At 39.5% G+C, this 20,830-nt stretch carries 22 protein-coding genes; 18 read left to right on the top strand and 4 right to left on the bottom strand.

All coding sequences use genetic code 11. The annotated features are described in order from the left end of the window. The first annotated feature begins 79 nt into the window (after nt 1-79). The 6 genes from G6N06_RS01720 to G6N06_RS01695 all read left to right on the top strand — a co-directional run bounded on the left by G6N06_RS01720 (nt 80) and on the right by G6N06_RS01695 (nt 2,943). Complete coding sequence (locus tag G6N06_RS01720; RefSeq protein ID WP_240337931.1) at nt 80-382, top strand: cupin domain-containing protein; 303 nt, start codon at nt 80-82, stop codon at nt 380-382. Nucleotides 383-527: 145 nt separating this feature from the next. Continuing rightward, nucleotides 528-872 (top strand): cupin domain-containing protein, encoded by a 345-nt coding sequence (locus G6N06_RS01715; RefSeq protein WP_250067847.1) that lies wholly within the window; start codon nt 528-530, stop codon nt 870-872. 96 nt (nt 873-968) lie between these two features. Beyond that, nucleotides 969-1,385: an OsmC family protein gene (locus tag G6N06_RS01710; protein ID WP_163514314.1), complete on the top strand. Its 417-nt coding sequence runs from the start codon at nt 969-971 to the stop codon at nt 1,383-1,385. Nucleotides 1,386-1,409: 24 nt separating this feature from the next. Further along, a complete protein-coding gene (locus G6N06_RS20095; RefSeq protein WP_205334705.1) occupies nt 1,410-2,054 on the top strand; it encodes a carboxymuconolactone decarboxylase family protein in 645 nt (214 codons plus the stop codon). 150 nt (nt 2,055-2,204) lie between these two features. After that, nucleotides 2,205-2,501: a hypothetical protein gene (locus G6N06_RS01700; protein ID WP_163514313.1), complete on the top strand. Its 297-nt coding sequence runs from the start codon at nt 2,205-2,207 to the stop codon at nt 2,499-2,501. Between the two features lie 115 nt (nt 2,502-2,616). After that, a complete protein-coding gene (locus G6N06_RS01695; RefSeq protein WP_163514312.1) occupies nt 2,617-2,943 on the top strand; it encodes a 2Fe-2S iron-sulfur cluster-binding protein in 327 nt (108 codons plus the stop codon). A gap of 245 nt (nt 2,944-3,188) precedes the next feature. On the opposite strand, the gene G6N06_RS01690 is transcribed toward G6N06_RS01695, so the two are convergent. The 3 genes from G6N06_RS01690 to G6N06_RS01680 form a co-directional block, all read right to left on the bottom strand. Then, complete coding sequence (locus G6N06_RS01690) at nt 3,189-3,701, bottom strand: GNAT family N-acetyltransferase (protein ID WP_163514311.1); 513 nt, start codon at nt 3,699-3,701, stop codon at nt 3,189-3,191. An 18-nt stretch (nt 3,702-3,719) separates the two neighbouring features. Continuing rightward, nucleotides 3,720-4,265, bottom strand: coding sequence for a type ISP restriction/modification enzyme (locus G6N06_RS01685; RefSeq protein WP_163514310.1), 546 nt, complete (start codon nt 4,263-4,265; stop codon nt 3,720-3,722). 155 nt (nt 4,266-4,420) lie between these two features. Beyond that, nucleotides 4,421-4,837 (bottom strand): hypothetical protein, encoded by a 417-nt coding sequence (locus tag G6N06_RS01680; RefSeq protein WP_163514309.1) that lies wholly within the window; start codon nt 4,835-4,837, stop codon nt 4,421-4,423. Nucleotides 4,838-5,809: 972 nt separating this feature from the next. Here G6N06_RS01680 and G6N06_RS01675 point away from each other — a divergent pair. The 7 genes from G6N06_RS01675 (at nt 5,810) to G6N06_RS01645 (ending at nt 15,548) form a co-directional block, all read left to right on the top strand. After that, nucleotides 5,810-6,271: a carboxymuconolactone decarboxylase family protein gene (locus G6N06_RS01675; protein WP_163514308.1), complete on the top strand. Its 462-nt coding sequence runs from the start codon at nt 5,810-5,812 to the stop codon at nt 6,269-6,271. A 19-nt stretch (nt 6,272-6,290) separates the two neighbouring features. Next, nucleotides 6,291-7,007 carry an SDR family oxidoreductase gene (locus G6N06_RS01670; protein WP_163514307.1) on the top strand — a complete coding sequence of 239 codons (717 nt, stop codon included), beginning with the start codon at nt 6,291-6,293 and terminating at the stop codon, nt 7,005-7,007. 574 nt (nt 7,008-7,581) lie between these two features. After that, nucleotides 7,582-10,836 carry a SusC/RagA family TonB-linked outer membrane protein gene (locus G6N06_RS01665; protein WP_163514306.1) on the top strand — a complete coding sequence of 1,085 codons (3,255 nt, stop codon included), beginning with the start codon at nt 7,582-7,584 and terminating at the stop codon, nt 10,834-10,836. Nucleotides 10,837-10,847: 11 nt separating this feature from the next. Continuing rightward, a complete protein-coding gene (locus G6N06_RS01660) occupies nt 10,848-12,356 on the top strand; it encodes a RagB/SusD family nutrient uptake outer membrane protein (protein WP_163514305.1) in 1,509 nt (502 codons plus the stop codon). A gap of 475 nt (nt 12,357-12,831) precedes the next feature. Continuing rightward, entirely contained in the window at nt 12,832-13,737 is a 906-nt protein-coding gene (locus G6N06_RS01655) for a dihydrodipicolinate synthase family protein (protein ID WP_163514304.1), read from the top strand. Nucleotides 13,738-13,909: 172 nt separating this feature from the next. Beyond that, the gene (locus G6N06_RS01650) at nt 13,910-15,070 is read left to right on the top strand and encodes a sialidase family protein (protein ID WP_163514303.1); all 1,161 of its coding nucleotides are present in this window, start codon (nt 13,910-13,912) and stop codon (nt 15,068-15,070) included. A gap of 28 nt (nt 15,071-15,098) precedes the next feature. After that, nucleotides 15,099-15,548, top strand: coding sequence for a NanQ anomerase/TabA/YiaL family protein (locus G6N06_RS01645; RefSeq protein WP_163514302.1), 450 nt, complete (start codon nt 15,099-15,101; stop codon nt 15,546-15,548). Here G6N06_RS01645 and G6N06_RS01640 read toward each other — a convergent pair. Continuing rightward, nucleotides 15,545-16,264 (bottom strand): FadR/GntR family transcriptional regulator, encoded by a 720-nt coding sequence (locus G6N06_RS01640; protein ID WP_163514301.1) that lies wholly within the window; start codon nt 16,262-16,264, stop codon nt 15,545-15,547. The two genes, G6N06_RS01645 and G6N06_RS01640, sit on opposite strands and share 4 nt — an antisense overlap. Nucleotides 16,265-16,394: 130 nt before the next feature. On the opposite strand from G6N06_RS01640, the gene G6N06_RS01635 reads away from it, so the two are divergent. The 5 genes from G6N06_RS01635 to G6N06_RS01615 all read left to right on the top strand — a co-directional run bounded on the left by G6N06_RS01635 (nt 16,395) and on the right by G6N06_RS01615 (nt 20,811). After that, nucleotides 16,395-17,549, top strand: coding sequence for a n-acyl-d-glucosamine 2-epimerase (locus G6N06_RS01635; protein WP_163514300.1), 1,155 nt, complete (start codon nt 16,395-16,397; stop codon nt 17,547-17,549). Between the two features lie 15 nt (nt 17,550-17,564). After that, on the top strand, nt 17,565-18,338 hold the full coding sequence (locus G6N06_RS01630; protein ID WP_240337930.1) for a creatininase family protein: 774 nt from the start codon (nt 17,565-17,567) through the stop codon (nt 18,336-18,338). Nucleotides 18,339-18,358: 20 nt separating this feature from the next. Continuing rightward, the gene (locus G6N06_RS01625) at nt 18,359-19,483 is read left to right on the top strand and encodes a sialidase family protein (RefSeq protein ID WP_163514299.1); all 1,125 of its coding nucleotides are present in this window, start codon (nt 18,359-18,361) and stop codon (nt 19,481-19,483) included. Nucleotides 19,484-19,721: 238 nt separating this feature from the next. Further along, nucleotides 19,722-20,132 carry a CidA/LrgA family protein gene (locus tag G6N06_RS01620; RefSeq protein WP_240337929.1) on the top strand — a complete coding sequence of 137 codons (411 nt, stop codon included), beginning with the start codon at nt 19,722-19,724 and terminating at the stop codon, nt 20,130-20,132. Further along, nucleotides 20,116-20,811: an LrgB family protein gene (locus G6N06_RS01615; protein WP_163514298.1), complete on the top strand. Its 696-nt coding sequence runs from the start codon at nt 20,116-20,118 to the stop codon at nt 20,809-20,811. The genes G6N06_RS01620 and G6N06_RS01615 overlap by 17 nt, the downstream gene beginning before the upstream one ends. Nucleotides 20,812-20,830: the final 19 nt, after the last annotated feature.

Below are 20,830 nucleotides of genomic sequence, written 5' to 3'. Positions count from 1 at the left end.
AAGAAAAAAGATTGCTTTTTCGAAATTGCTTTCAAGTGATGATGTGGCAATCAAAATCCACAAATCATATAAATCCAGGATGATGGAAACATTAAGTAAACCAGAATTGAACCTGTTGCATACAGGAAAAAAGTTAAAGACATTACAGGTCTCTGCTTTGGGTGGAATGATCATGCCGCTACACCATGCCACCAGTGAAACGGTCATTGTGGTTCAAGAAGGACTGGCTGTGCTAAAAATGCCCAACAAAGATCATGTTTTGGGAAAAGGCGTATCTTTTATCATACCAGCACTTATAGATCATAGCTTAGAAGTTAAAACCAACTTTAAGGCCATTGCAATTATGGCGTTGGATTCTGAGATCGAGTTTCTGAAGAAATAATATAATTGCTCAAGAAAGGAATTAGGATGCCCAAAAAGTCGGGACTGATAGGATCAAGTATCAAGTATCAAGTATTAAGAAACAAGAAACAAGAAACAAGAAACAAGAAAATAAGAAACTAAAAACTAAAAACAATAAACCTTATATGAAAACAGCATCATTAATAAACAACATTCAATACCACGAAACGCGACCAACCATTCAAGTGTTGTTGGACACAGAAAACGGCAAGGAAATTCGGATTGCTTTTAAGAAAGATCAGGTGATGAAAGAGCACAAAACGCCTTTTGCCATTGTGGTGGAAATTTTTGAGGGCTGTATTGATTTTGGAGTCAACGGAGAAGTTCATACCTTAAATAGAGGTGATTTAATTTCACTAAGCGGTGGCGTACCTCATGACCTTACGGCGGTTAAGGATAGTATCGTCCGATTGAGTTTAAACAAAGGTGATAGCGCCAAACGTGTGGAAGATGTTGTGAAGGGATCTTGATGCACTAGGAAGAATATAGAACTGAGAATCAAGACCCAAGAACCAAGAACCAAGAACCAAGAACCAAGAAAAAATTATAAAAAACAATAGACTATTATGAAACGGACAGCTAATGCCGTATGGAACGGCTCATTAAAAGAAGGAGAAGGAAAATTAACAACACAAAGCAAGGTTTTGGACAAGGCACAATATTGTTTCAATTCCCGTTTTGGCGAAGGCAAGAGTACCAATCCAGACGAATTACTTGCAGCCGCTCATGCTGGATGCTTTGCGATGGCTTTAAGTCTTATTTTGGGAAAAGAAGGCTATACGCCAGACGCACTTGAAGTGTCCTCAGAGGTGACCATGGATGCTGATAAATTGGAACTTACAGGATCTCATTTGACACTCAAAGCCAAAATCCCGAATATCAATCAGGATAAATTTATGGAATGTGCCAACGCTGCCAAAGACAATTGTCCAGTGAGCAAAGCCTTGAGTTTAAAGATCACTATGGATGCAACACTTCAATAATTAACAACAATTAAACATTAGGATATGATCAATGCAAAAGAGTTAGCCCGTAAAAAAGCAGATTTAGCACCCAAACAAATAGAAGCGTGGCGAAATTTTAGCAGAACGGTTTTTGAGGCAGGTGCTTTGGATGAAAAAACAAAACAGTTGATAGCGGTTGCGGTGGCACACGTCACCCAATGTCCGTATTGTATTAAAGCCCACACCACACAGGCCATGCGTAAGGGTGCCAGCAAGGAAGAGATTATGGAAGCTATATGGGTGGCTGCTGCAGGCAGGGCGAGTGGTGCCTATACCCATGCGTCTATTGCCGTAGATGCTATGGAAGGAAATACGGAAGAACGTTTATATCCTACATCAACTCCAGAAATGGCGCGAAAAAAAGCCGATTTGGCCCCAAAACAGGTGGAGGCGTGGCGACCTTTTAGCAATGCCGTGTTTAGTGCAGGCGCACTTGATGAAAAAACAAAACAGCTTATTGCCTTGGGTGTGGCACATGTCACCCAATGTACAAATTGTATTAAGGGACATACAAAAACCGCAAAAATGAAGGGTGCTAGTAATGAACAAATGATGGAAGCTATCTGGGTTGCTTCTGAAATGCGAGCAGGTGCTGCCTATGCCCATGGCTCGATTGCGATGGAAGAAATGGTGAAAATGGACCAGTAGAGACCTTTTTAAAGTTCATTGTGACTATGTCATCCGTTTTCTGAAGCATCTATAGCATTAGGCTTTTGTTTGAAATGGCTTCAGTTTCAATATTGAAACGCTGAGCCAAGACAAAGAGATGGAGAAAAAGTAATACTAAAACATAATGCAATGAATTTAATTGAAAACATAGTAGAGTTTTTACGAAAGCCGGAAAGTGAAACCGCGGGCAAGACGCCACAGGGAACCTGCCCGGTTTGTTGGGGCTATCAGCAATACGATACCAAGATTCGGGAGGTATTCAAGGACAAACAGATAGACGTCAACAACCATAAGGGCAGTTATATGCGGATCCAAAAATTTGTGAAGAAGTATATTGACGGCATTCGACTAAAGCAGAGTGAAGTCAAAGATTGTCCCACCTGCATTCGCTATTCGGAGACGAATAACAATCCAATAGCAGAATAGTGGATCACTAGGATCGGTTTGCGGTGTCAATTTGTAGGTAATGAGAATTCATCTCAGGTGCGATCACGGTCTTCTTTTTGTACTAAAAAACTTATAGATTAAATAATTAGACCTTATGGCATCTGATACCTATGTCCTTACCTATATTAATGAGTTTGATGAAGAGTGCAAAGCACAATTCAAGACGAACGAGTATCACAGCTTAATGGAGCTCCTTTTTGATAAATATATTGAAGATTGGGGCGATTGTAAAGGGAGGGCCTGGTGCGGAACTTGCCATATACAGATTCTTGAAGGTCATCTTTCCCAAACCATGGATGCTGATGAAAAACACACGCTTTCCAAAGTCGAAGGAACCTCAGAAAACAGTCGATTGGCCTGTCAGATTCCGGTCAATGCCGAATTGCACAATCTCGTTTTTAAAATAATGGAGCGTTCCTAAGATTAATCTTGTTTTCCAAGATTTATCTGTTTTTCTCAAACTTCAATGTTTGAGGATATAGAGAAATTACAGTTCTTCGTTCTTCAGTTGATCATGGATATTTCCCTCTCACTAATAATTTGAAAAACTCACAGACTTATGGGTTATTTTGTGCAAACCTCAGGTAAAGGTGCGTTTGAACGTGTAGGTCGCACATAAATTATTGACAACGCTTCGATACAGCGATAGGTCTTGATTCAATAAGATTATGCTAATTCAATTTCAAAGAAACAAACATCAGCATTAAGATAGTGCGAAGGTAAACCTGAAGCGTCTTTTAATTTTTTAGTCCCCAAGAATTTAAACCCACAACTCTCATAGTGCTTGATTAAGCTTTCATTTTTGCCACAAGTATCCATTCTGATAAATGACTTGTTTTGCTCTTGAGCTAAACTCTTAGCCCAATCGGCAATTAGCTTTACGAAGTTGTTGCCTCTAAAATCGGGGTTTGTGGCGATTCTATGAATAAAAATAGAGGAGTCATTATCAGCATCTTCCCAAATTTGTGGGTCGCTATAGGTAATGGCCCAAACACAAGCAATTTTGTTCCCGATGACTAATTTGAATTGTCGGTTTTCGATCACTTCAGTGGCTACGAGGTCGTGATCAAATTTTGGCCAATGGTTTTCGGGGAATTTTATTTTTTGAAAATCGGTAGCCAATTTATAAAGTCTTAAAATTTCGGGAATATCGTCTTTTGTGCTGTTGGTTATTTTCATTGTTAATTGCTTAAAATTCTATTCGATTTCAAGTTCCGCTATCTTTTCTAAAATTTTGTCGGTTTGGGTAGTGTGGTTTTCATCAGACAGTAATTCCGACTGTTGTAAATCTCGCAATTTTGCGCCAAGATCAACCAATTTCCAAAATCCGAAGGAATCATTGGGATAAGGTATCTCTAAAATATCAATTTTTGACACATCCTTATATTTCTTAAGATGGCGGGGCGAATGTAATACGGCAAATATATAATCTAACAGATCCTTGGTCTCAAAAACATCCCTGTACTCGTCACGTACCTCTGGGCTGTTGGCCATGCAGACCTGATTATCGCTGTCTTTTTCCGATAGAAAGGTCAGCTTTAAGTGTTTCTCTATTGTCTTAATAGTCGTAGTGTCGAGGCCCAAGACGTTCTTGGGCCCATTCGTATTGGTTTGTTTGGGGCTGCCATTCTGAGGGGTATCGGAAAGCGGATAACCTATTTTTGGGTAAGGGCGAAGTGCATCCTTAGGCACTGAAAAAGTTGTGCTTGTCCGTACTGCTTGATTTTCGTTTTTTAAATCCATAAGATCCGGTTTTATGACACTATAAATACGTTTTAATCTTGCTTTAGGAGGCGCAATATAAATGGCAGTCGCCTATATTTTCTTACTTTCGTTTATAAACTTTAATGGGATTGGTATTTTCCCAAGTACCGGCGCTACTGCATTTGCCAGTACCGTTAAGGTTCCATCCCCAAATAATTGTGCAAGGCCTGCCGGCCTTCAGGCGTGACCTCGAGTTCTCGGGAACCTTCAATTTTTTCAAACCAGCCACGGTGGAGCATTTTCTCCAGCAACTCATCCCCGAGTTGTCCAGCCAAATGCGGTCGGCGTTCCGTTCCATCGATGCATTGGCGGGTTAATGGGCGCCGACTTTTTTTAAAATCGTTTTCCGAAATATCAAATTGTGAAAACCATGCCCATCCTTTTTTGGTGACCAGATAAACGGCCTCTGATTTCCTTAAATAACCACGTTCTTCCATAGCATCGGCGATGGCAACACCCACAGAACCTGCGAGATGGTTGTAACAGGTGCGACAGTAATTGAAATTGTTTTTGGCCATTGGTTTACCATTTGTTGAAAGATCTTGTTTCATGCCAAGTTGCGCAAAAGAATACAATTCTATTAAAAATGAACAAACTCCTACGCTAATATAATTAAAACACAAATGAGAAAGTGTTAAACAACTGGTTATATGTGTTATTGAGAGAAATGCTGTCTTCTATGATGTGCTTTGGCTTTGATTATGGTGAAATTCATAAGGTATTGACCAGACGTCTATAGGTCTAAAATCGTAGAGGAAAGCTGGTGTTAAATCTTCCATAAAGTTCAACTTTTCAATTCAGTCAAACTTGTCCGAATTGAAATAATTAATTACCTTTATAAAGGAATTGGCGACTTTTAGACTCCGTGATCTCCAGAACAAAAAATTACACTCTTGTGGCGGTTAAATCATTCAAAACTACACCGCCATGAAAGCGTTTTTTGCGCTAGATAAAGATATTATCGAGTTGGTAAATTCGCTGTAGCAACGCTGTGTCATGAACGAGATTCGTTATTGACATTTCAGTCGAAAATGAATGTCAACTTAGAGTTAGAAATGGTCTGAAATAGATATGATGGGGCGACTCTGAAATAAATTTTTAAAATTTATGATTTATGTAAAATCTAAAAAACAGTCCAAAATCAGCATTCGCAATTCTCACCGCACTCTTATTATTCATGGCGACAAACGCTTTTGCCCAGAGCGCAAAAGTGGTTGTAATGAAAGGCACAGATCAACTTCGATTTACGATTGAAAATAGTCATGCCTCCCCAAGATAAAAGATTAGTATTTCGGTGGTGATTGATGTGCACTTTGTACTGAAATTACCTATGACACTTAGAAATAATATAGGATCGATCGGTGGAAATATCTAAACAACTTGCCCTGGGTTTCGAGATATTTAAAACTACAGGGCTGTAGCCAGCAAGAGCTAAGGTTTTTGGTAGAGAACAGAAGCAACTGCTGATCTGTCCGTTAAAATTGCAATAGAATGACTAATAAAGGACTATAATCCAAAAAAACATGAAAAAACGATTGAATTACCAAGCCGTAGCTCCAGAAGCTCTAAAAGGAATGTTTGAACTTGAAAAGTATGTGGCCGGTTCGGGCTTGGAACACAGTTTATATGAACTCGTCAAACTGCGAGCCTCGCAAATAAATGGGTGCGCCTACTGCATCGATATGCATAGCAAGGATGCGCGCAGAGCAGGAGAAACCGAACAACGGTTATACGCTTTGTCGGCTTGGAAGGAAACATCTTTTTACACCGATCGGGAACGCGCAGCATTAGCTTGGACTGAAGCCATGACGCTCATTTCGGAAAACGACATTTCAGATGGGTTGTATCAAGAGGTCACGAAGCATTTCTCGGAAAAAGAACTCGTGGCACTAACCATGGCCATTGTTGCCATAAATGGGTGGAACCGATTGGCTATAGGCTTTCGGGTAGAACCGGGAAGTTATAATCCAGATAAAGCCGTATAATCTTCAATTAAAATCAAATATGAATCTTGAAAATAAAACGGCTATAGTAACTGGCGCAAGTGGCGGACTTGGTGCCGCGATATCTGCCACCTTAATTCAGAATGGGACAAAGGTTTTTGGTCTTGCACGCAATACACAGGCACTTAGTTCGCTTCAAAACAAATTGGGATCGCAATTTATTCCTGTTTCTTTAGATATTTCAGATTTTGAAGCTGTTAAAAATTGGGTCAACCAAACGTTTTCAGAAAACAAGGTGCCCGATATTTTAATAAATAATGCGGGAGCCGGTTCCTTTGGTAAAATTGACGAGATGCCCTCAGAAGAATGGCACGCTATGATCAATACTAACCTAAATGGCATGTATTATATCACTTCGCAAATTGCCGGTCTGATGAAAAAGAAAAAGGAAGGCGCGCATATAGTCAATATCGGTTCCATTCTAGGGAGTATGGGAAGGGCTGAATCTGCCGCATATTGCGCTACAAAATATGGTGTTCAAGGGTTTAGCGATGCCTTGTTTAAAGAGCTTCGCTTTTTTAATATTAAGGTCACCTGCTTCAATCCTGGCTCTATCGATACCCACTTTTTTGAAAGCTCAGGCATAGCGGCACATTCAAATATGCTACACCCTCAAGACTTGGCCAATACTTTGGTGCATATTCTACAGACGCCAGACAACATGCTCATTAGCGATATTACCGTGCGTCCGTTAAACCCTAAGAAACCCGAAAACTAGTTAACAGTGACATTTGATTTTTCTTTACGCCTTTTTTCTTGATTACATGCAGTATCTGAGTATGGCTCCTGCATATGCTGTTTCTTCTAATTCCATAAAAACACGAATCATTTCCCGCAGATTTGCCTCGTCAGCTCGCTATCGCTCGGGTCGCAGATCGTCGCAGAACTCATATCTTTAAAGTCAGAATTATTTCCGTCGAATCGCGCAGATTTTCGCAGACAATTTTTGAGGAAAGTGAACTTTTTTGATTAGTGTGGATCGTTATAAAAAACTCCTCTATTCGTTAATAAAACTCAACCACTCCTCAACTCACCACTCACCACTGAATTCCACTAATCCCTCATCCCCAGTCCCTAATGCCTTCTTGACTCAACTCTCAAAATCTGCCCCTCATCCCACTTTCCAAAATCTTCAATTATCATCTCTATTTGGCAAATTTTAACGATCCACGTTAAAACTTTCTTAAATAAATTCTTTGTCAGATGAAATTAAATTGATAATATTGCATTATGTATAACATAATACTTTCAGACATTAACTATCCAATTTTAACTAATTCAAATTGTTTAATATGAGAAAAAAAGATTCAAATGTCATTTACTTGATATTTATTTTGCTTTTTGCCTTACCGATCTTTGGTTTTGGTCAGGAAAAAGCAATTACGGGAACGGTAATTTCGTCCGGAGATCAATTGCCTTTAGCTGGGGCAACGGTCATTATAAAGGGAACGAGTACCGGAGCAACTACAGACTTTGATGGAAATTACTCCATCAATGCGAATACGGGTGATATTCTTGTATTTAGCTTTGTAGGGTTCAAAACTAGTGAGGTCACAGTCACAAACCAAACAACAATTGACGTGTCTTTAGCAGAAGATACCGCGATGTTGGACGAAATTGTAATTACAGGTTACGGCAGACAGAGTAGGGCTCAATTAACCACATCGGTTTCAAAGTTGGATACTCAAATATTAGAAACCTCAACACGTTCTAACGTAGCAACTGCCTTGCAAGGTACTATTGCGGGTTTGAGAGTAACCAATACTACTGGTCAGCCGGGCTCTACGCCACAGATTATTTTACGTGGAGGTACGGGTTTTAGCGGTACAGGTTCGCCGTTAATATTGATTGACGGAATTCCAGGATCTTTTTACGCTCTAAACTCTGATGATATTGAGTCTATTGAGGTACTTAAAGACGCTGCGGCAACCGCAATCTATGGAGCACGTTCTGCGAATGGTGTCATATTGGTAACTACCAAAACAGGTAAGGTTGGTAGATCTTCTATTAATTATCGCTATAAATACAGTTCCAACCACGAACGAAATGACCAGAAATATCTTGGTGCAGAAGACCACATCAACTATAACAGACAGTCGATTGCTTGGTATAGGGAAGTTGTGGGTAACCCAAATTCTTTCGGGGCTTTCTTAACTGGAGCCAATAGTATGGGAACTGGTAATAATGCTACCAACGATCCATTTACTACACAACTCTTGACACCTGCCAACAGTTATTTGTTGAATCAGCCGGGATGGAAATCTATTCCAGATATTTTAGACCCGAGTCAGGAAATCATCTTTTATGACGATAAAGATATTGCAGATCGAATTTATCAAAATAGCGCATCTAAAGACCATTATCTGTCTTTTGATGGCGGAAATGAAAAAGGGACTTATTATTTAGGTTTAGGGCTTTTGGATAATGATGGGTTAATCTTAGGATCTGGATTCAAGAGATACTCAGGAAAATTTAGCGGTTCTTATAAAATCACCGATAATTTTAAAGTCAATTCAAATATTCTATACTCACATTCTAATTTAAGTTTAAGTCCATTAGGCGGAGATGATACGGTATTTAGAAGATTCCAAGGCCAAGCGGCTACTTCCAGAACTTACGACAGCAATCCTGACGGAACATGGTCAGACCAATATGCGCCTGGGCAAAATCAAGGTTTTGGTAATCCACTTTATTACCAGGATAAATTTGTCAGAAAGAATTTAGAGCAACGCTTATCAGCTTCAGTGGGAATTGATTGGGATATTTTAGACGATTTGACTTTTTCGTTAAATGGTAGTCATTTCACAATCAATAATCATAACGAAAGTTTTAATAGAGCCTACAGAACAGGTAGCAATACAAGCACCTTGCGCACCAGTCGTGAAGCGGGTGTAAGCTTAGGTAGGACCTTAAGAAATCAATTGACGGGTACTTTAAACTATATGAAAAAGTTTGGTGATCATAATTTTAACGTATTGGTTGGTGGTGAGTATTTTAAGGACAATTATTTTACAACCTATTCTGGAACAAGAAATTCGCCAACTGATTTAATAGAAACACTTAATGCTGGTGCAGAAGCAGATGGTATTCCTTATAGTTTTGAAACAGAATATGTCATCGTATCCACTTTTGGACGGGTGTTGTATGATTATGACGACCGTTATTTATTCGGATTCACATATCGTTATGATGGATCTTCAAGATTAGGAAATAACAAATACGATTTTTTCCCTGGTGTATCAGTTGGATGGAATGCCCATAACGAGCAGTTCTTTAAAGATTCATCAATCAAAGATGTGATTACACGGTTGAAACCAAGATTAAGTTACGGGGTCAATGGTAACCAAGACGTTTTAAGTAACTACGGTGTTTATGGTTCTTACGGGCAGCAAGGTGTTTATAACGGTCAAACAGGGTACGCTAATTCATCCTTGCCAACCTTAGATCTCGTATGGGAAAAATCAACCACGTTCAATGCTGGATTGGATATTTCATTTTTCGATGATAGGATATCCTTTATCGCCGATGTCTATTCAAGAGACATCAAGGATAAATTGGCAAACCTGACGTTACCATATTACACTGGGTTTAGTAGTATTTTAACTAACAACGGAACCATCCGAAACAAAGGATTTGAGTTGCAGTTAAATACCGATATTATTAGAAATTCAGATCTGACTTGGAATTTAGGCGCGACCTTTACCACCAATAAGAATTATGTCATCAATCTTCCAGAAAATGACAATGATCGAAACAGACAAGGAGGTACCTTAATCTGGAATCCAAAAACAGGTCAGGAAGAATGGGTAGGTGGTTTTCAGGAAGGTCAACGATCAGGTCATGACTTGGTAGTAGCCTTTGAACAAGCCGGTATCTATGCTACTCAAGCTGAAGCCGATGCCGATAATGCTATAAGAGATGATTATATGCCTGCAAATAGCCGTAACAAGCGTTGGGCTGGCGATGTGAAATGGGTAGATCAAAATGGTGATGGTATCATCAATAACTTGGACAGAAAGGTGATTGGACGTACCACTCCTGATTTTGTTGGAGGTATTACCACAAATGTCAAGTATAAAAGATTTAATCTCTTTGTCAAGACGGATTTTGCTACAGGACATTTGGTTTGGAACCATATCAATAATAAAGGATATGGTCAAACACAAGGGAACTTGGCACAACCGGTAGTGGTTAAAGATTCTTGGACACCAACCAATACCGATACTGATTGGCCACGTTTTGTTTTTGTTAACGGCTCAAAAAACGTTTGGCGTGCTGGTGAAGGGGAAAGTGATTTGCAGTACTTCGGAAACGAAAAATTCTGGGAAAAAGGAGATTATTTGGCCCTGCGTGAAGTAACGCTGAGCTATGATTTGCCAACGGAATATTTTAACGGAGTCATTCAAAGATTCAGTATTTACGCTACAGGTTCTAACCTACATTACTTTAAGAGTATGACCGGTGATACCCCAGAAATTGGCGGTGTTCAGTATGGAGCGTTTCCGGTACCAAGAACATTTACACTAGGTCTTAACTTAACGTTTTAAATTTTAAGAATATGAAAAAGTATATTTATATATTAATTGCAGTGGTAACTTTGAGTTCGTGTTCAGACGAACTGGAATTAACAAGTCCGAGTGAACTTACTGTACAAGGGTTTTGGGATACCGAAGAAGGTGCGAAAACCGCCCATACAGGCATGTATGCAAACCTAAGGTCATCAACTGGAACTTTATGGTTGTTGGGCGAAATGAGAAGTGATATTTGGGGTGGACGTACTTTTGAGTCACCATTCAACGAAAATTTGATCGAGAATAATATCACGGTGGCTACCGCTCCTTTTGGAGGCTGGGCAGGGCTATATACCCGAATTCACAGAGTGAATGATTTTATCGCAAACTTGCCAGATGTACCATTTACCAATGAGGCTGAAAAGGGCCATTTGATGGGTCAAGCCTATGGATTAAGAGCATTGTATTACTATACGCTCTTAAAAACTTGGGGTGATGTACCTATTATTTTAGAGCCATTGAAGGACGTTGATCCAAATGGCTTAAGCAAGCCAAGATCACCACAGGCAGACGTTATGGACTTAATCAAATCTGATATAGCGGCTTCTTTAAGTTCGTTTGGAGCTGACGAGAGTTTTTGGGAAGGAAAGAAAATATTTTGGTCAAAAGCAGCAACTTTAGCACTAAAAGGCGATGTCTACATCTGGTCAGGTAATTTGCTTGGTGGTGGTGTAGCCGATTTCACAGAAGCGAAAACAGCACTTCAACAAATTTCTTCTATGGGCATAAGCTTAGAGCCAAGTATCTCAAGTTTGTGGGGAGTACCTAATGAAGAAAACGACGAATTTATTTTTGCTGTACAATATCAGCAAGATGAAGCAGAGACTTTTTATAACAGCTTAACTGGTAGAAGTACCGAAATCAATCCTCAGTACAACGATGAAGGAGCGTCCATGTCAGATTTTATAATAGATGGTGCAAATCGATACGGTCAGTCTGAAAAAACCATCCTATTATTGGATGATAATGACGACAGTAGAAAAGATGCCACGTTCATCAGATTGTATATTGATGACAACGGCGGTGCAGGTTATCCAACTTACAATGAGCCAAAATATTTTGGTTCAATATTTAACAAATTCTTGGGACGAGTTGATGGCTCAGTACGTATTTTTGACAATGATATTCCGTTGTACAGATACGCAGATGTCTTGTTATTGTTGGCTGAAGCTAAAAATTTCTTAGGCGAAGATCCTTCAGGAGAAATTAATCTAATCCGTGAAAGAGCTTTGGGCACAAATTATAATGCGGCAACAGATGCTTATGTGAACAGCAATCCAACCGCCAATGCCAACGCTATTTTAAATGAGCGTTATAAAGAGTTTATTGGTGAGGGCAAAAGATGGTGGGATTTGAGACGTGCCGGAAACAGTTTTGTAATTGATAATATTAGTTTTTTAAACCCTGGTGATGAGTATAAATTACTTTTGCCTATCACGCAGGATATGATTGGAAGGAATCCATTGTTAGACCAAACAGCGGGTTATACAGATTAGTAGAGTAATTTTGTTTGAGTTAGCCAGAAAAGAGAGTTTTGTTAATAGCTCAACTCTCTTTTTTTTTAGTGAAACCCAAAACTCAAAAGCGAAGCGCGTTGAGTTTTGATGGTTGAACTAATCCCGCTCTTTAGCGGGATCCAAACCCAAAACTCAAAAGCGAAGCGCATTGGGTTTTGATGGTTGAACTAATCCCGCTCTTTAGCGGGATCCAAACCCCTGTCTGCCGACAGGCAGGCAAAACTCAAAAGCGAAGCGCATTGAGTTTTGATGGTTGTCCCGATAGTTATCGGGATTAGCGGATCCAATCCCCTGTCTTCCGACAGGCAGGCAAAGCTCACGAGCGAAGCGCATTGGGTTTTGATGGTTGTCCCGATAGCTATCGGGATAATCCCTTTTGATTGCTATCGAGATGGCAAATCTCAAATATAAATTTTACGGAGTTAAAGATAATCCTTAAGACATTTTATAAAGTATGAAAATAAAAAACTTGATAGCTGCTACCTACGCACCTATGCGCCAGGACGGTTCATTGAATACCAGTGTCATTCCCGACTATCACCGATTTTTAGTTAGAAATAAAATATCGGGTGTATTTATGAATGGCTCCACGGGCGATTTCGTGTCCTTATCTACAGAAGAACGGAAGGAAATCACAACGGCTTGGTCCAAAAATAAATCGTCCGACCTTTATCTCATCGACCATGTTGGCGATCCAAGTTTGAAAGTCGCCAAGGATTTAGCTACTCATGCCGCAGATAAGGTAGATGCCATAGCCGTTTTAGCGCCCTATTATTTTAAATTGAACAGTATAGAAAAGTTGGTTCATTATTGCAAGGAGGTGGCCGCCTGCGCGCCAGACTTGCCATTTTATTATTACCATATTCCGGTGTTGAGTGGCGCCAACTTGAATATGCTTGACTTTTTAAAAGTAGCATCCAAAGAAATTCCGAATTTGGAAGGCATCAAGTTCACCAACAATAATTTGATTGATTTCTTGCATTGCAAACATTATGCAAATGGGAAGTTCAATATTTTATTTGGATTTGACGAGATTTTTCTTTCCAGTTTGCCATTGGGAGCAGATGGATGGGTAGGGAGCACCTACAATCACATGGCGCCCTTATACTATAAAATAAAAACCTTGTTTGAAGCGGGTAAAATGACCGAAGCGGCAGAATTACAAAGAAAAGCGATCCGTTTTGTTGAAATTTTGGACAGTCACGGCGGATTTAACGGTGTTGCAAAAGGCTTCATGAAAACCTTTGGCATTGACTGTGGCCCGAGTCGATTCCCACATACGACTCTTGGTGACGATGCTTATAAAGGCATTAAAAAAGAACTGGATGCCATTGGGTTATTAGAGCATTTGAGTGATTAATAGCAATTTTTAATTTTGAAGGAAACCAAGTTTGAATGACTATTTAAACTTGGTTTTTTATCTTAAAACAATTTTATGTGATTTGGGATAAGATTGAAAATGAACACTATAAATAGTGCAATTATTTAGGTGTTGATGTATGAATTTGCATTCCGATTAAAGACTTTTATCTATGAACGGCGATCTGTTTTTTAAGTGTGTTTTGATTTTATTTTCAGTCTGTTTTTTAAACAGTGAAGCTTCGGAGAGATCTTTTGATACCATCCCAAAAACAACCGTGTTTATTGCTGGAGATGATGCCATAGATTCTTACCGAATTCCTACGCTTATAACCAGTAAAAAGGGAACGTTGCTTGTTTTTGCTGAAGCTCGGAAAATTAGCTCTACCGATAAGACGCCGACAGATATCGCATTGAAGAGAAGTGAAGACAATGGAAAAAGTTGGTCAGAGATACAGATCTTAACAGACAGTGGGGACGATGCATTCATGGATCCTGTGGCCTTGGTGGATATGGTAACAGGGAGACTATTTCTTTTTACAACCTTATGGCCTTCGGATGATCATAGCAAGTTAAAAAACACGGCATGGGTTATTGTATCTGATGATGATGGTTTAAGCTGGAGCAAGCCACGAAATATTACCAAGGACATTGTTGCACCCAATCATTATATTGGTGGATTTGGTCCAGGTGCGGGCATTCAAATGCAAGGCAGTAGGTTTAAGAACCGACTGATTGTGCCAACACGTCAAACCGACGGAAAAATTTCTAAAAACAGAGCGATATATAGTGATGATCACGGAGAAACTTGGCAAACGGGACATGCTGCACCTGAAGGTGGAGAATATCAAATTGCAGAATCACCCCATAATATTTTGAGATACAATCTTAGAGCGGGCAAAGGTAAGCGAACCGTCTCCGTAAGTGAAGATGGAGGAGTGTCATGGAGTGCTAGCCACATTGATTTTCGCTTGCAATCGTCAGTCGACTATGGGGGCTGTCAAGGGAGTATGTTAGGTATTGATAATATGCTGTTTTATGTTGGACCAGCTGGAGGATTGGGAAGTGCCAACAATGAAGATCGGCAGAATCTGTTTATTTATCGCAGTTTAAACGGTGGTGAAACCTGGGAAAATGATTATTTGCTGTATGATAAATCCGCTGGATATAGCTGCATCACACAATTGTCAGATGGTCGCCTTGCCATTGTCTTTGAGACATCGGATAGTGACGGGTTTCCAAAAATGACTCCAGGCAACCGCCCTCCTGGATGGATGCGTTTGGATGTTATGATTCTTCCTAAGAGGATAACTGACAAAAAAACGTGGTTTTAATATTTTTCTATCTTAAAAACAATTGACAATGATATTGGACAAAATTGAAAATGCAGACCTTTATAAAAACATCCACCCGGGTGTTAAGAAGGCTTTAAACTATATTAGAAACACCAATTTCAATGATTTGCCTATGGGCAAACATGAGATTGAAGGAAATGATCTTTTTGTCATTTTTAAGGAATACCAGACAAAGCAAGTCGATGGAAATCTTCTGGAGTCACATCTCAAATATATTGATGTTCAATATATTGTTGATGGTGTCGAGCAAATGGGAGTCACGATGCACACCGGTCAAGAGCCTAAAAAGAAGTATGATACTGTTGATGATTATATGTTGTTTGATGAGCCTTATGACATCATTACAGTTAATAAAGGGATGTTTGCCATCTTTTTTCCAGATGACATCCACATGCCGGATATCACAACCGGAGATCCGTCACAGGTGAAGAAAGCAGTGATTAAGGTTAAAATTTAGAATTCTACATCCTTAAGGACTCTGTCAAAATGTGGTTCCAAATGACGGGCCAATCCCTTTCTGAATTTTTCCTTGTTACCTTCTTTAAGATAATTCAAAAGTTCACGATGCGTTACAAATTTCTTTTTGTACATATAGGTTTTGGCATCATCCAATTTGTGGTTATGCACATACTGAAAAACAGGAAGCAAGATGTTTTGAAGTCGGTGTAAGGTTTTATTACCCGACATTTCATAGAGTTTGCCGTGGAAAGCAACTTCATTTTTTAGACTGAAAATGTGGGATTCCGGTTTGCCTTTTTCCATGTCATCTACTATTTTGCTCAGTTCCTCTATGTCTTCATCTGTTTTACGAGCAAATAATAAATCGACCATGCCCATTTCCATAATTAGGCGTAGCTCAAAAATATCCTTTAAGGTATCATCGCCCACCAAATTGGTTTCCATGATCTTCTCAAAATTTTCAATAAAATCTGGTTGAGAAAGCACCATGCCCTTATGTTTTTTCGAATCGATAATGCCAATGGTGCGCAGCCTGGTCAGTGCTTCCCTGACAACAGTTCTACTGACACCGAGAGATTCGGCAAACTCCATCTCCTTTGGGATGGTATCGCCCACTTCAAGCTTGTTGGATTTGATATACTCAGTAATGCTTATTTCTACCTTGTCAACTAAGCTCAAATTGGTTATCGGTTTAAGGCCTACACGGTTTTTCATGCTAATTTATTTTGTGCAAATGTAATTTATTATTCTAATTTCCTTAAGTTTGTATTATGTATAACATATCATGTAAATATAATAGTTTACGCTGAAAAATTACGTCTAATTTTCAAGAAATAACGTTTAAATGAACTATTCATCACTCTACAAAAATACACTTCTAAAGAATGTCATCCCATTTTGGGAGAAAAATTCGATAGATTTAACCTACGGCGGTTATTTTACCTGTTTGGATAAAACAGGAGAAGTTTACGATACTGATAAGTTTATGTGGCTTCAAGGGCGACAGGCTTGGACGTTTTCTATGCTTTACAATACCGTTGAGAAGAATGAGAATTGGTTGACATTGGCCAAACACGGTGTTGATTTTATCATAAAAAATGGCATGGACAAGGAAGGCAACTTCTATTTCTCAACGACACAGGAGGGAAAACCACTCATACAGCCTTATAATATTTTTTCCGATTGCTTTGCAGCTATGGCCTTTAGTCAATATGCCATCGCATCTGGTGATGATGAGATCAAACAGCTCGCAAAAAAAACCTATCTTAACATATTAAAAAAGAAGGACAACCCGAAAGGAATCTATGAAAAATCTACCGGTGAACGACCATTAAAAAGTTTTTCCCTACCGATGATTTTGTCCAATTTGGTGCTGGAACTTGAAGGTGTTTTGGATGAAGAGGAAGTCAATAAAACCATCGATTTTAGTATCAATGAAGTCATGAATGTCTTCTTGGATAAGGAATCGGGACTTATCTACGAATTTGTCCGCCCTGATGGTTCACATGAGGATAGCTTTAACGGTCGTCTTTTAAATCCTGGACACGGGATTGAAGCCATGTGGTTTATGATTGACATTGGTGTTAGAAGGAAAGACAAACAACTTATTGAAAAAGCTGCAGACACCATTTTACGGATCTTAGAGTATAGTTGGGACGAAACATACGGTGGTATCTTTTATTTTATGGATGCTTTAGGAAAGCCGCCACAACAATTGGAATGGGATCAAAAACTTTGGTGGGTCCATCTGGAAGCCTTGGTAGCATTGGCTAAAGCTTATGAACACACGGGTAGGAAGGAACTTATGGACTGGTACGAAAAAGTTCACGACTATGCCTGGTCGCATTTTTCGGATGCTGATAATGGCGAATGGTATGGCTACTTAAACAGGCAAGGTGAAGTGTTGTTGGATTTAAAGGGCGGAAAATGGAAAGGCTGTTTCCACGTTCCAAGAGCCATGTATCAATGTTGGAAAACTTTTGAACGTATAGAAAAATAAATTAAATCAATGAAAATGGGAAAATCCATTAGACCTTATGTATTGGCAGAAACCAATTGGAAATCGGTTAAGGAAACCATTTTTACCGTTGCCGTTTTGCCTTGGGGTGCCACTGAAGCCCATAATTACCATTTGCCTTATGCTACGGATAATTATCAGGCAGAGTATGTGGCTATTGCAGCTGCAGAAAAAGCTTGGAACAACAAGGCAAAAGTCATCGTATTGCCAACCATTCCTTTTGGAGTCAATACGGGACAGATGGATATTTCGTTGTGCATGAACATGAACCCCAGTACCCAATACGCGGTTTTAAAAGATGTGGTTGAGGTCTTAAATGCGCATGACATCCATAAATTGGTCATTGTCAATTCCCATGGCGGCAACAATTTTAAACAAATGATCCGGGAATTGAGTTTAGAATTTCCAAAAGTTTTCGTTTGTTCAATCAATTGGTGGCAAGCAGCCAATGCCACTGCTTATTTTGATGAACCGGGAGACCATGCTGGCGAATTGGAAACATCAGCCATGCAACATATTGCACCTCATTTGGTATTGCCATTGGGTCAAGCAGGAAGTGGAAGTGCTAAACAGTTTAAAATCAAAGGACTCAAAGATGGTTGGGTCAGCGCGCAACGCCAATGGACCCATGTCACTGAAGATACCGGAGTGGGAAACCCGAAGAAAGCTACCCAAGCCAAGGGCACCGCATTTTTAGATGTGGTTGTCCATAATATAGCCGAATTTTTTCAAGAGTTGCATCATGCAGATCTATATAATATGTACGAATAAAAACTATAAATTTCATAACCATGAGAAAGCTAATTGCACTATTAATTACAGTATTCCTATTTAATTGCGGTGTAAAAACCCAAAATACCGCCAGTACTGATGGTGCGCCGGTATTTCAAGACCTGTTCAATACCTCTATGACTGAAGGGGTAGAATGTTACCGAATCCCGGCCATTATAACGGCACCAAATGGCGATGTGATTGCTGCAATTGACGAACGAGTTCCTGGCTGTGGCGATTTAAAGTGGAGTAAAGACATCAACATCATTATAAGACGAAGCGTTGATAATGGGAAAACCTGGTCTGATATTGAAACCGTTGTGGATTTTCCTTATGGACAATCGGCTTCAGATCCCTCCTTGATTGTGGATCATGTGACCAACGAAATTTTCATGTTTTACAATTACATGAATTTAGATACGGAGAAAGACATCTATTACCTTCATTATGTAAAAAGTGCTGACAATGGGAAAACTTGGAGCGAACCAGTAGATATCACCTCTCAGATAGCAAAACCTGAATGGCATAAGGATTTTAAATTCATAACTTCAGGCAGAGGTATTCAAACGCGTTCAGGAAAATTACTACATACCATGGTGAATCTCAATAGCGGATTACATTTATTTGGAAGTGATGACCACGGTAAAACTTGGTATTTTATCGACACACCTATCCAACCTGCCGACGAATCAAAAGTTATAGAGCTTGTTGACGGTACTTTAATGATCAATGCACGTGTCAATGGAAAGGGTATGCGTTATGTACACACATCCACCGATGGAGGAAAAACATGGACCACTGAAGAAGCTCCAGAATTAATTGATCCGGGTTGCAATGCAAGTATCATTCGATATACCGCAATTGAAGATGGTTATAAAAAGAACAGACTTCTTTTTTCTAATGCCAAATCTGAAAAAGGCCGTGTTAATATGACGGTTCGCATTAGTTACGACGAAGGCAAAACATGGTCAGAGGGCAAAACCATTTACGAGGGCCCTTCAGCATATTCGGATATGACAATTCTTGCCAATGGCGATATTGGTTTGTTTTTTGAGCAAGACGAATACACAAAGAATCCATTTGTAAGCTTTTCTTTGGATTGGTTAACGGATGGAAAGGATACCTACAGAAAGCCTAAGAAGTAATCTTATAAGTGAAAGTATCCTGCAAGGTTTTTACCTGTCCGCCGAAGGAGGACCTTGTAGGTATTGTTTAATGGGGACTGAGACCTGACAGGTTTCATCCCGAGTGCTATCGGGACTTTGAGGTCTATCCATCGTCCTAAACAAAATACTAAAGATTTGATTATTTTAGCTCCTCATCTCAAACTAGGCGAATTGGCATCTAAATATGCCTATTCTTTTAAAATATCAAATGTTTCGCATGAGTAAAACATCATTTAAAATCCATATAAAAACCATGAATTTGCTCAAGAGCGGGTTGAAAATGCTCAAAGCCTTCCTGATCTTGTTTTTATTCCTTGGTTTGGGAGAATTGATAAATTACTTTGTAGAAATACCAGTACCGGGCAATATTTTGGGAATGATTTTGATTTTTGTGGCATTGAAAGTGAAACTGATAAAACTGGAATGGGTAAAACCCGCCTCAGATACGTTGCTGAACTATTTGGTGTTGTTTTTTATTCCCTTTGGCGTTGGGCTCATGTCTTATTTTGATTTTATTAAATCGCATTGGATCGTTCTGTTGGTTGCTGCGGGAGTAAGTACTTTGATAACATTATACGTGACAGCGCTGATACAGCAAAAACTTGAGAAAAATGACAGCGTTTTATAATCTTCCAGTTTTTGGAATAGTCATAACGCTGGTTGCTTTTTTTGCTGCTCGGGCGTTACGGACAAAAATTAAATTTGTTCTGTTCAATCCAGTGTTGATAGCCATCACCTTAATTATCTTGTTCTTGGTGGTCTTTGAAGTCAGTTTTACCGATTATAATAAAGGTGGAAGGTATTTGACTTTTTTCTTAGGGCCCTCAATTGTAGCACTTGGCGTTTTGTTTTTTGAGAAATATCAATTGATCAAACATAATATCTATCCGTTTTTATTGGCAGTTTGCTGTGGCGGCATTATGAGTATTTTGTCGGTTTCATTACTTACAATTTTCATGAATGCTCCTGAGGTTGTTATTAAATCGATTGTCTCACTCTCAGTCACCACGCCTATCGCCATTGAAATAACAAAGATTACAGAAGGCATTCCATCGCTTACAGCAGGCGTCGTGATTGCGGTTGGGGTATTTGGAAATGCTTTCGGTCCAGGTTTTTTGAAACTAATAGGTATAAAAAGCGAAACCGCTATGGGCACTGCTTTAGGAACCGCAGCGCACGGTATCGGAACAGCACGTGCGTTGGAAGTAGGACATTTGTCTGGTGCCTATAGCGGATTGGCCATGTGTGTCAACGGCATCTTGACTACTCTGATTGCTCCGTATGTTGTTGTTTGGATGGTCGGATGAGTTTGGAAAATACTAAAAA

It is taken from the genome of Gelidibacter japonicus (genome assembly GCF_010725055.1).
Taxonomy (GTDB): Bacteria; Bacteroidota; Bacteroidia; order Flavobacteriales; family Flavobacteriaceae; genus Gelidibacter; species Gelidibacter japonicus.
The sequence above is the reverse complement of the archived record's forward strand: the minus strand, read 5'-3'. Positions and strand labels throughout refer to the sequence as shown.

Excerpts from the sequence above, each read along its gene's own strand:
- G6N06_RS01620 (WP_240337929.1), top strand. The coding sequence starts at position 19,722 with ATGAGTAAAACATCATTTAAAATCCATATAAAAACCATGAATTTGCTC.
- G6N06_RS01630 (WP_240337930.1), top strand. The coding sequence starts at position 17,565 with ATGGGAAAATCCATTAGACCTTATGTATTGGCAGAAACCAATTGGAAA.
- G6N06_RS01680 (WP_163514309.1), bottom strand. The coding sequence starts at position 4,837 with ATGAAACAAGATCTTTCAACAAATGGTAAACCAATGGCCAAAAACAAT.
- G6N06_RS01645 (WP_163514302.1), top strand. The coding sequence starts at position 15,099 with ATGATATTGGACAAAATTGAAAATGCAGACCTTTATAAAAACATCCAC.
- G6N06_RS01660 (WP_163514305.1), top strand. The coding sequence starts at position 10,848 with ATGAAAAAGTATATTTATATATTAATTGCAGTGGTAACTTTGAGTTCG.
- G6N06_RS01690 (WP_163514311.1), bottom strand. The coding sequence starts at position 3,701 with ATGAAAATAACCAACAGCACAAAAGACGATATTCCCGAAATTTTAAGA.
- G6N06_RS01685 (WP_163514310.1), bottom strand. The coding sequence starts at position 4,265 with ATGGATTTAAAAAACGAAAATCAAGCAGTACGGACAAGCACAACTTTT.
- G6N06_RS01715 (WP_250067847.1), top strand. The coding sequence starts at position 528 with ATGAAAACAGCATCATTAATAAACAACATTCAATACCACGAAACGCGA.
- G6N06_RS01700 (WP_163514313.1), top strand. The coding sequence starts at position 2,205 with ATGAATTTAATTGAAAACATAGTAGAGTTTTTACGAAAGCCGGAAAGT.
- G6N06_RS20095 (WP_205334705.1), top strand. The coding sequence starts at position 1,410 with ATGATCAATGCAAAAGAGTTAGCCCGTAAAAAAGCAGATTTAGCACCC.
- G6N06_RS01650 (WP_163514303.1), top strand. The coding sequence starts at position 13,910 with ATGAACGGCGATCTGTTTTTTAAGTGTGTTTTGATTTTATTTTCAGTC.
- G6N06_RS01665 (WP_163514306.1), top strand. The coding sequence starts at position 7,582 with ATGAGAAAAAAAGATTCAAATGTCATTTACTTGATATTTATTTTGCTT.
- G6N06_RS01640 (WP_163514301.1), bottom strand. The coding sequence starts at position 16,264 with ATGAAAAACCGTGTAGGCCTTAAACCGATAACCAATTTGAGCTTAGTT.
- G6N06_RS01670 (WP_163514307.1), top strand. The coding sequence starts at position 6,291 with ATGAATCTTGAAAATAAAACGGCTATAGTAACTGGCGCAAGTGGCGGA.
- G6N06_RS01625 (WP_163514299.1), top strand. The coding sequence starts at position 18,359 with ATGAGAAAGCTAATTGCACTATTAATTACAGTATTCCTATTTAATTGC.
- G6N06_RS01710 (WP_163514314.1), top strand. The coding sequence starts at position 969 with ATGAAACGGACAGCTAATGCCGTATGGAACGGCTCATTAAAAGAAGGA.
- G6N06_RS01675 (WP_163514308.1), top strand. The coding sequence starts at position 5,810 with ATGAAAAAACGATTGAATTACCAAGCCGTAGCTCCAGAAGCTCTAAAA.
- G6N06_RS01695 (WP_163514312.1), top strand. The coding sequence starts at position 2,617 with ATGGCATCTGATACCTATGTCCTTACCTATATTAATGAGTTTGATGAA.
- G6N06_RS01655 (WP_163514304.1), top strand. The coding sequence starts at position 12,832 with ATGAAAATAAAAAACTTGATAGCTGCTACCTACGCACCTATGCGCCAG.
- G6N06_RS01615 (WP_163514298.1), top strand. The coding sequence starts at position 20,116 with ATGACAGCGTTTTATAATCTTCCAGTTTTTGGAATAGTCATAACGCTG.
- G6N06_RS01635 (WP_163514300.1), top strand. The coding sequence starts at position 16,395 with ATGAACTATTCATCACTCTACAAAAATACACTTCTAAAGAATGTCATC.
- G6N06_RS01720 (WP_240337931.1), top strand. The coding sequence starts at position 80 with ATGATGGAAACATTAAGTAAACCAGAATTGAACCTGTTGCATACAGGA.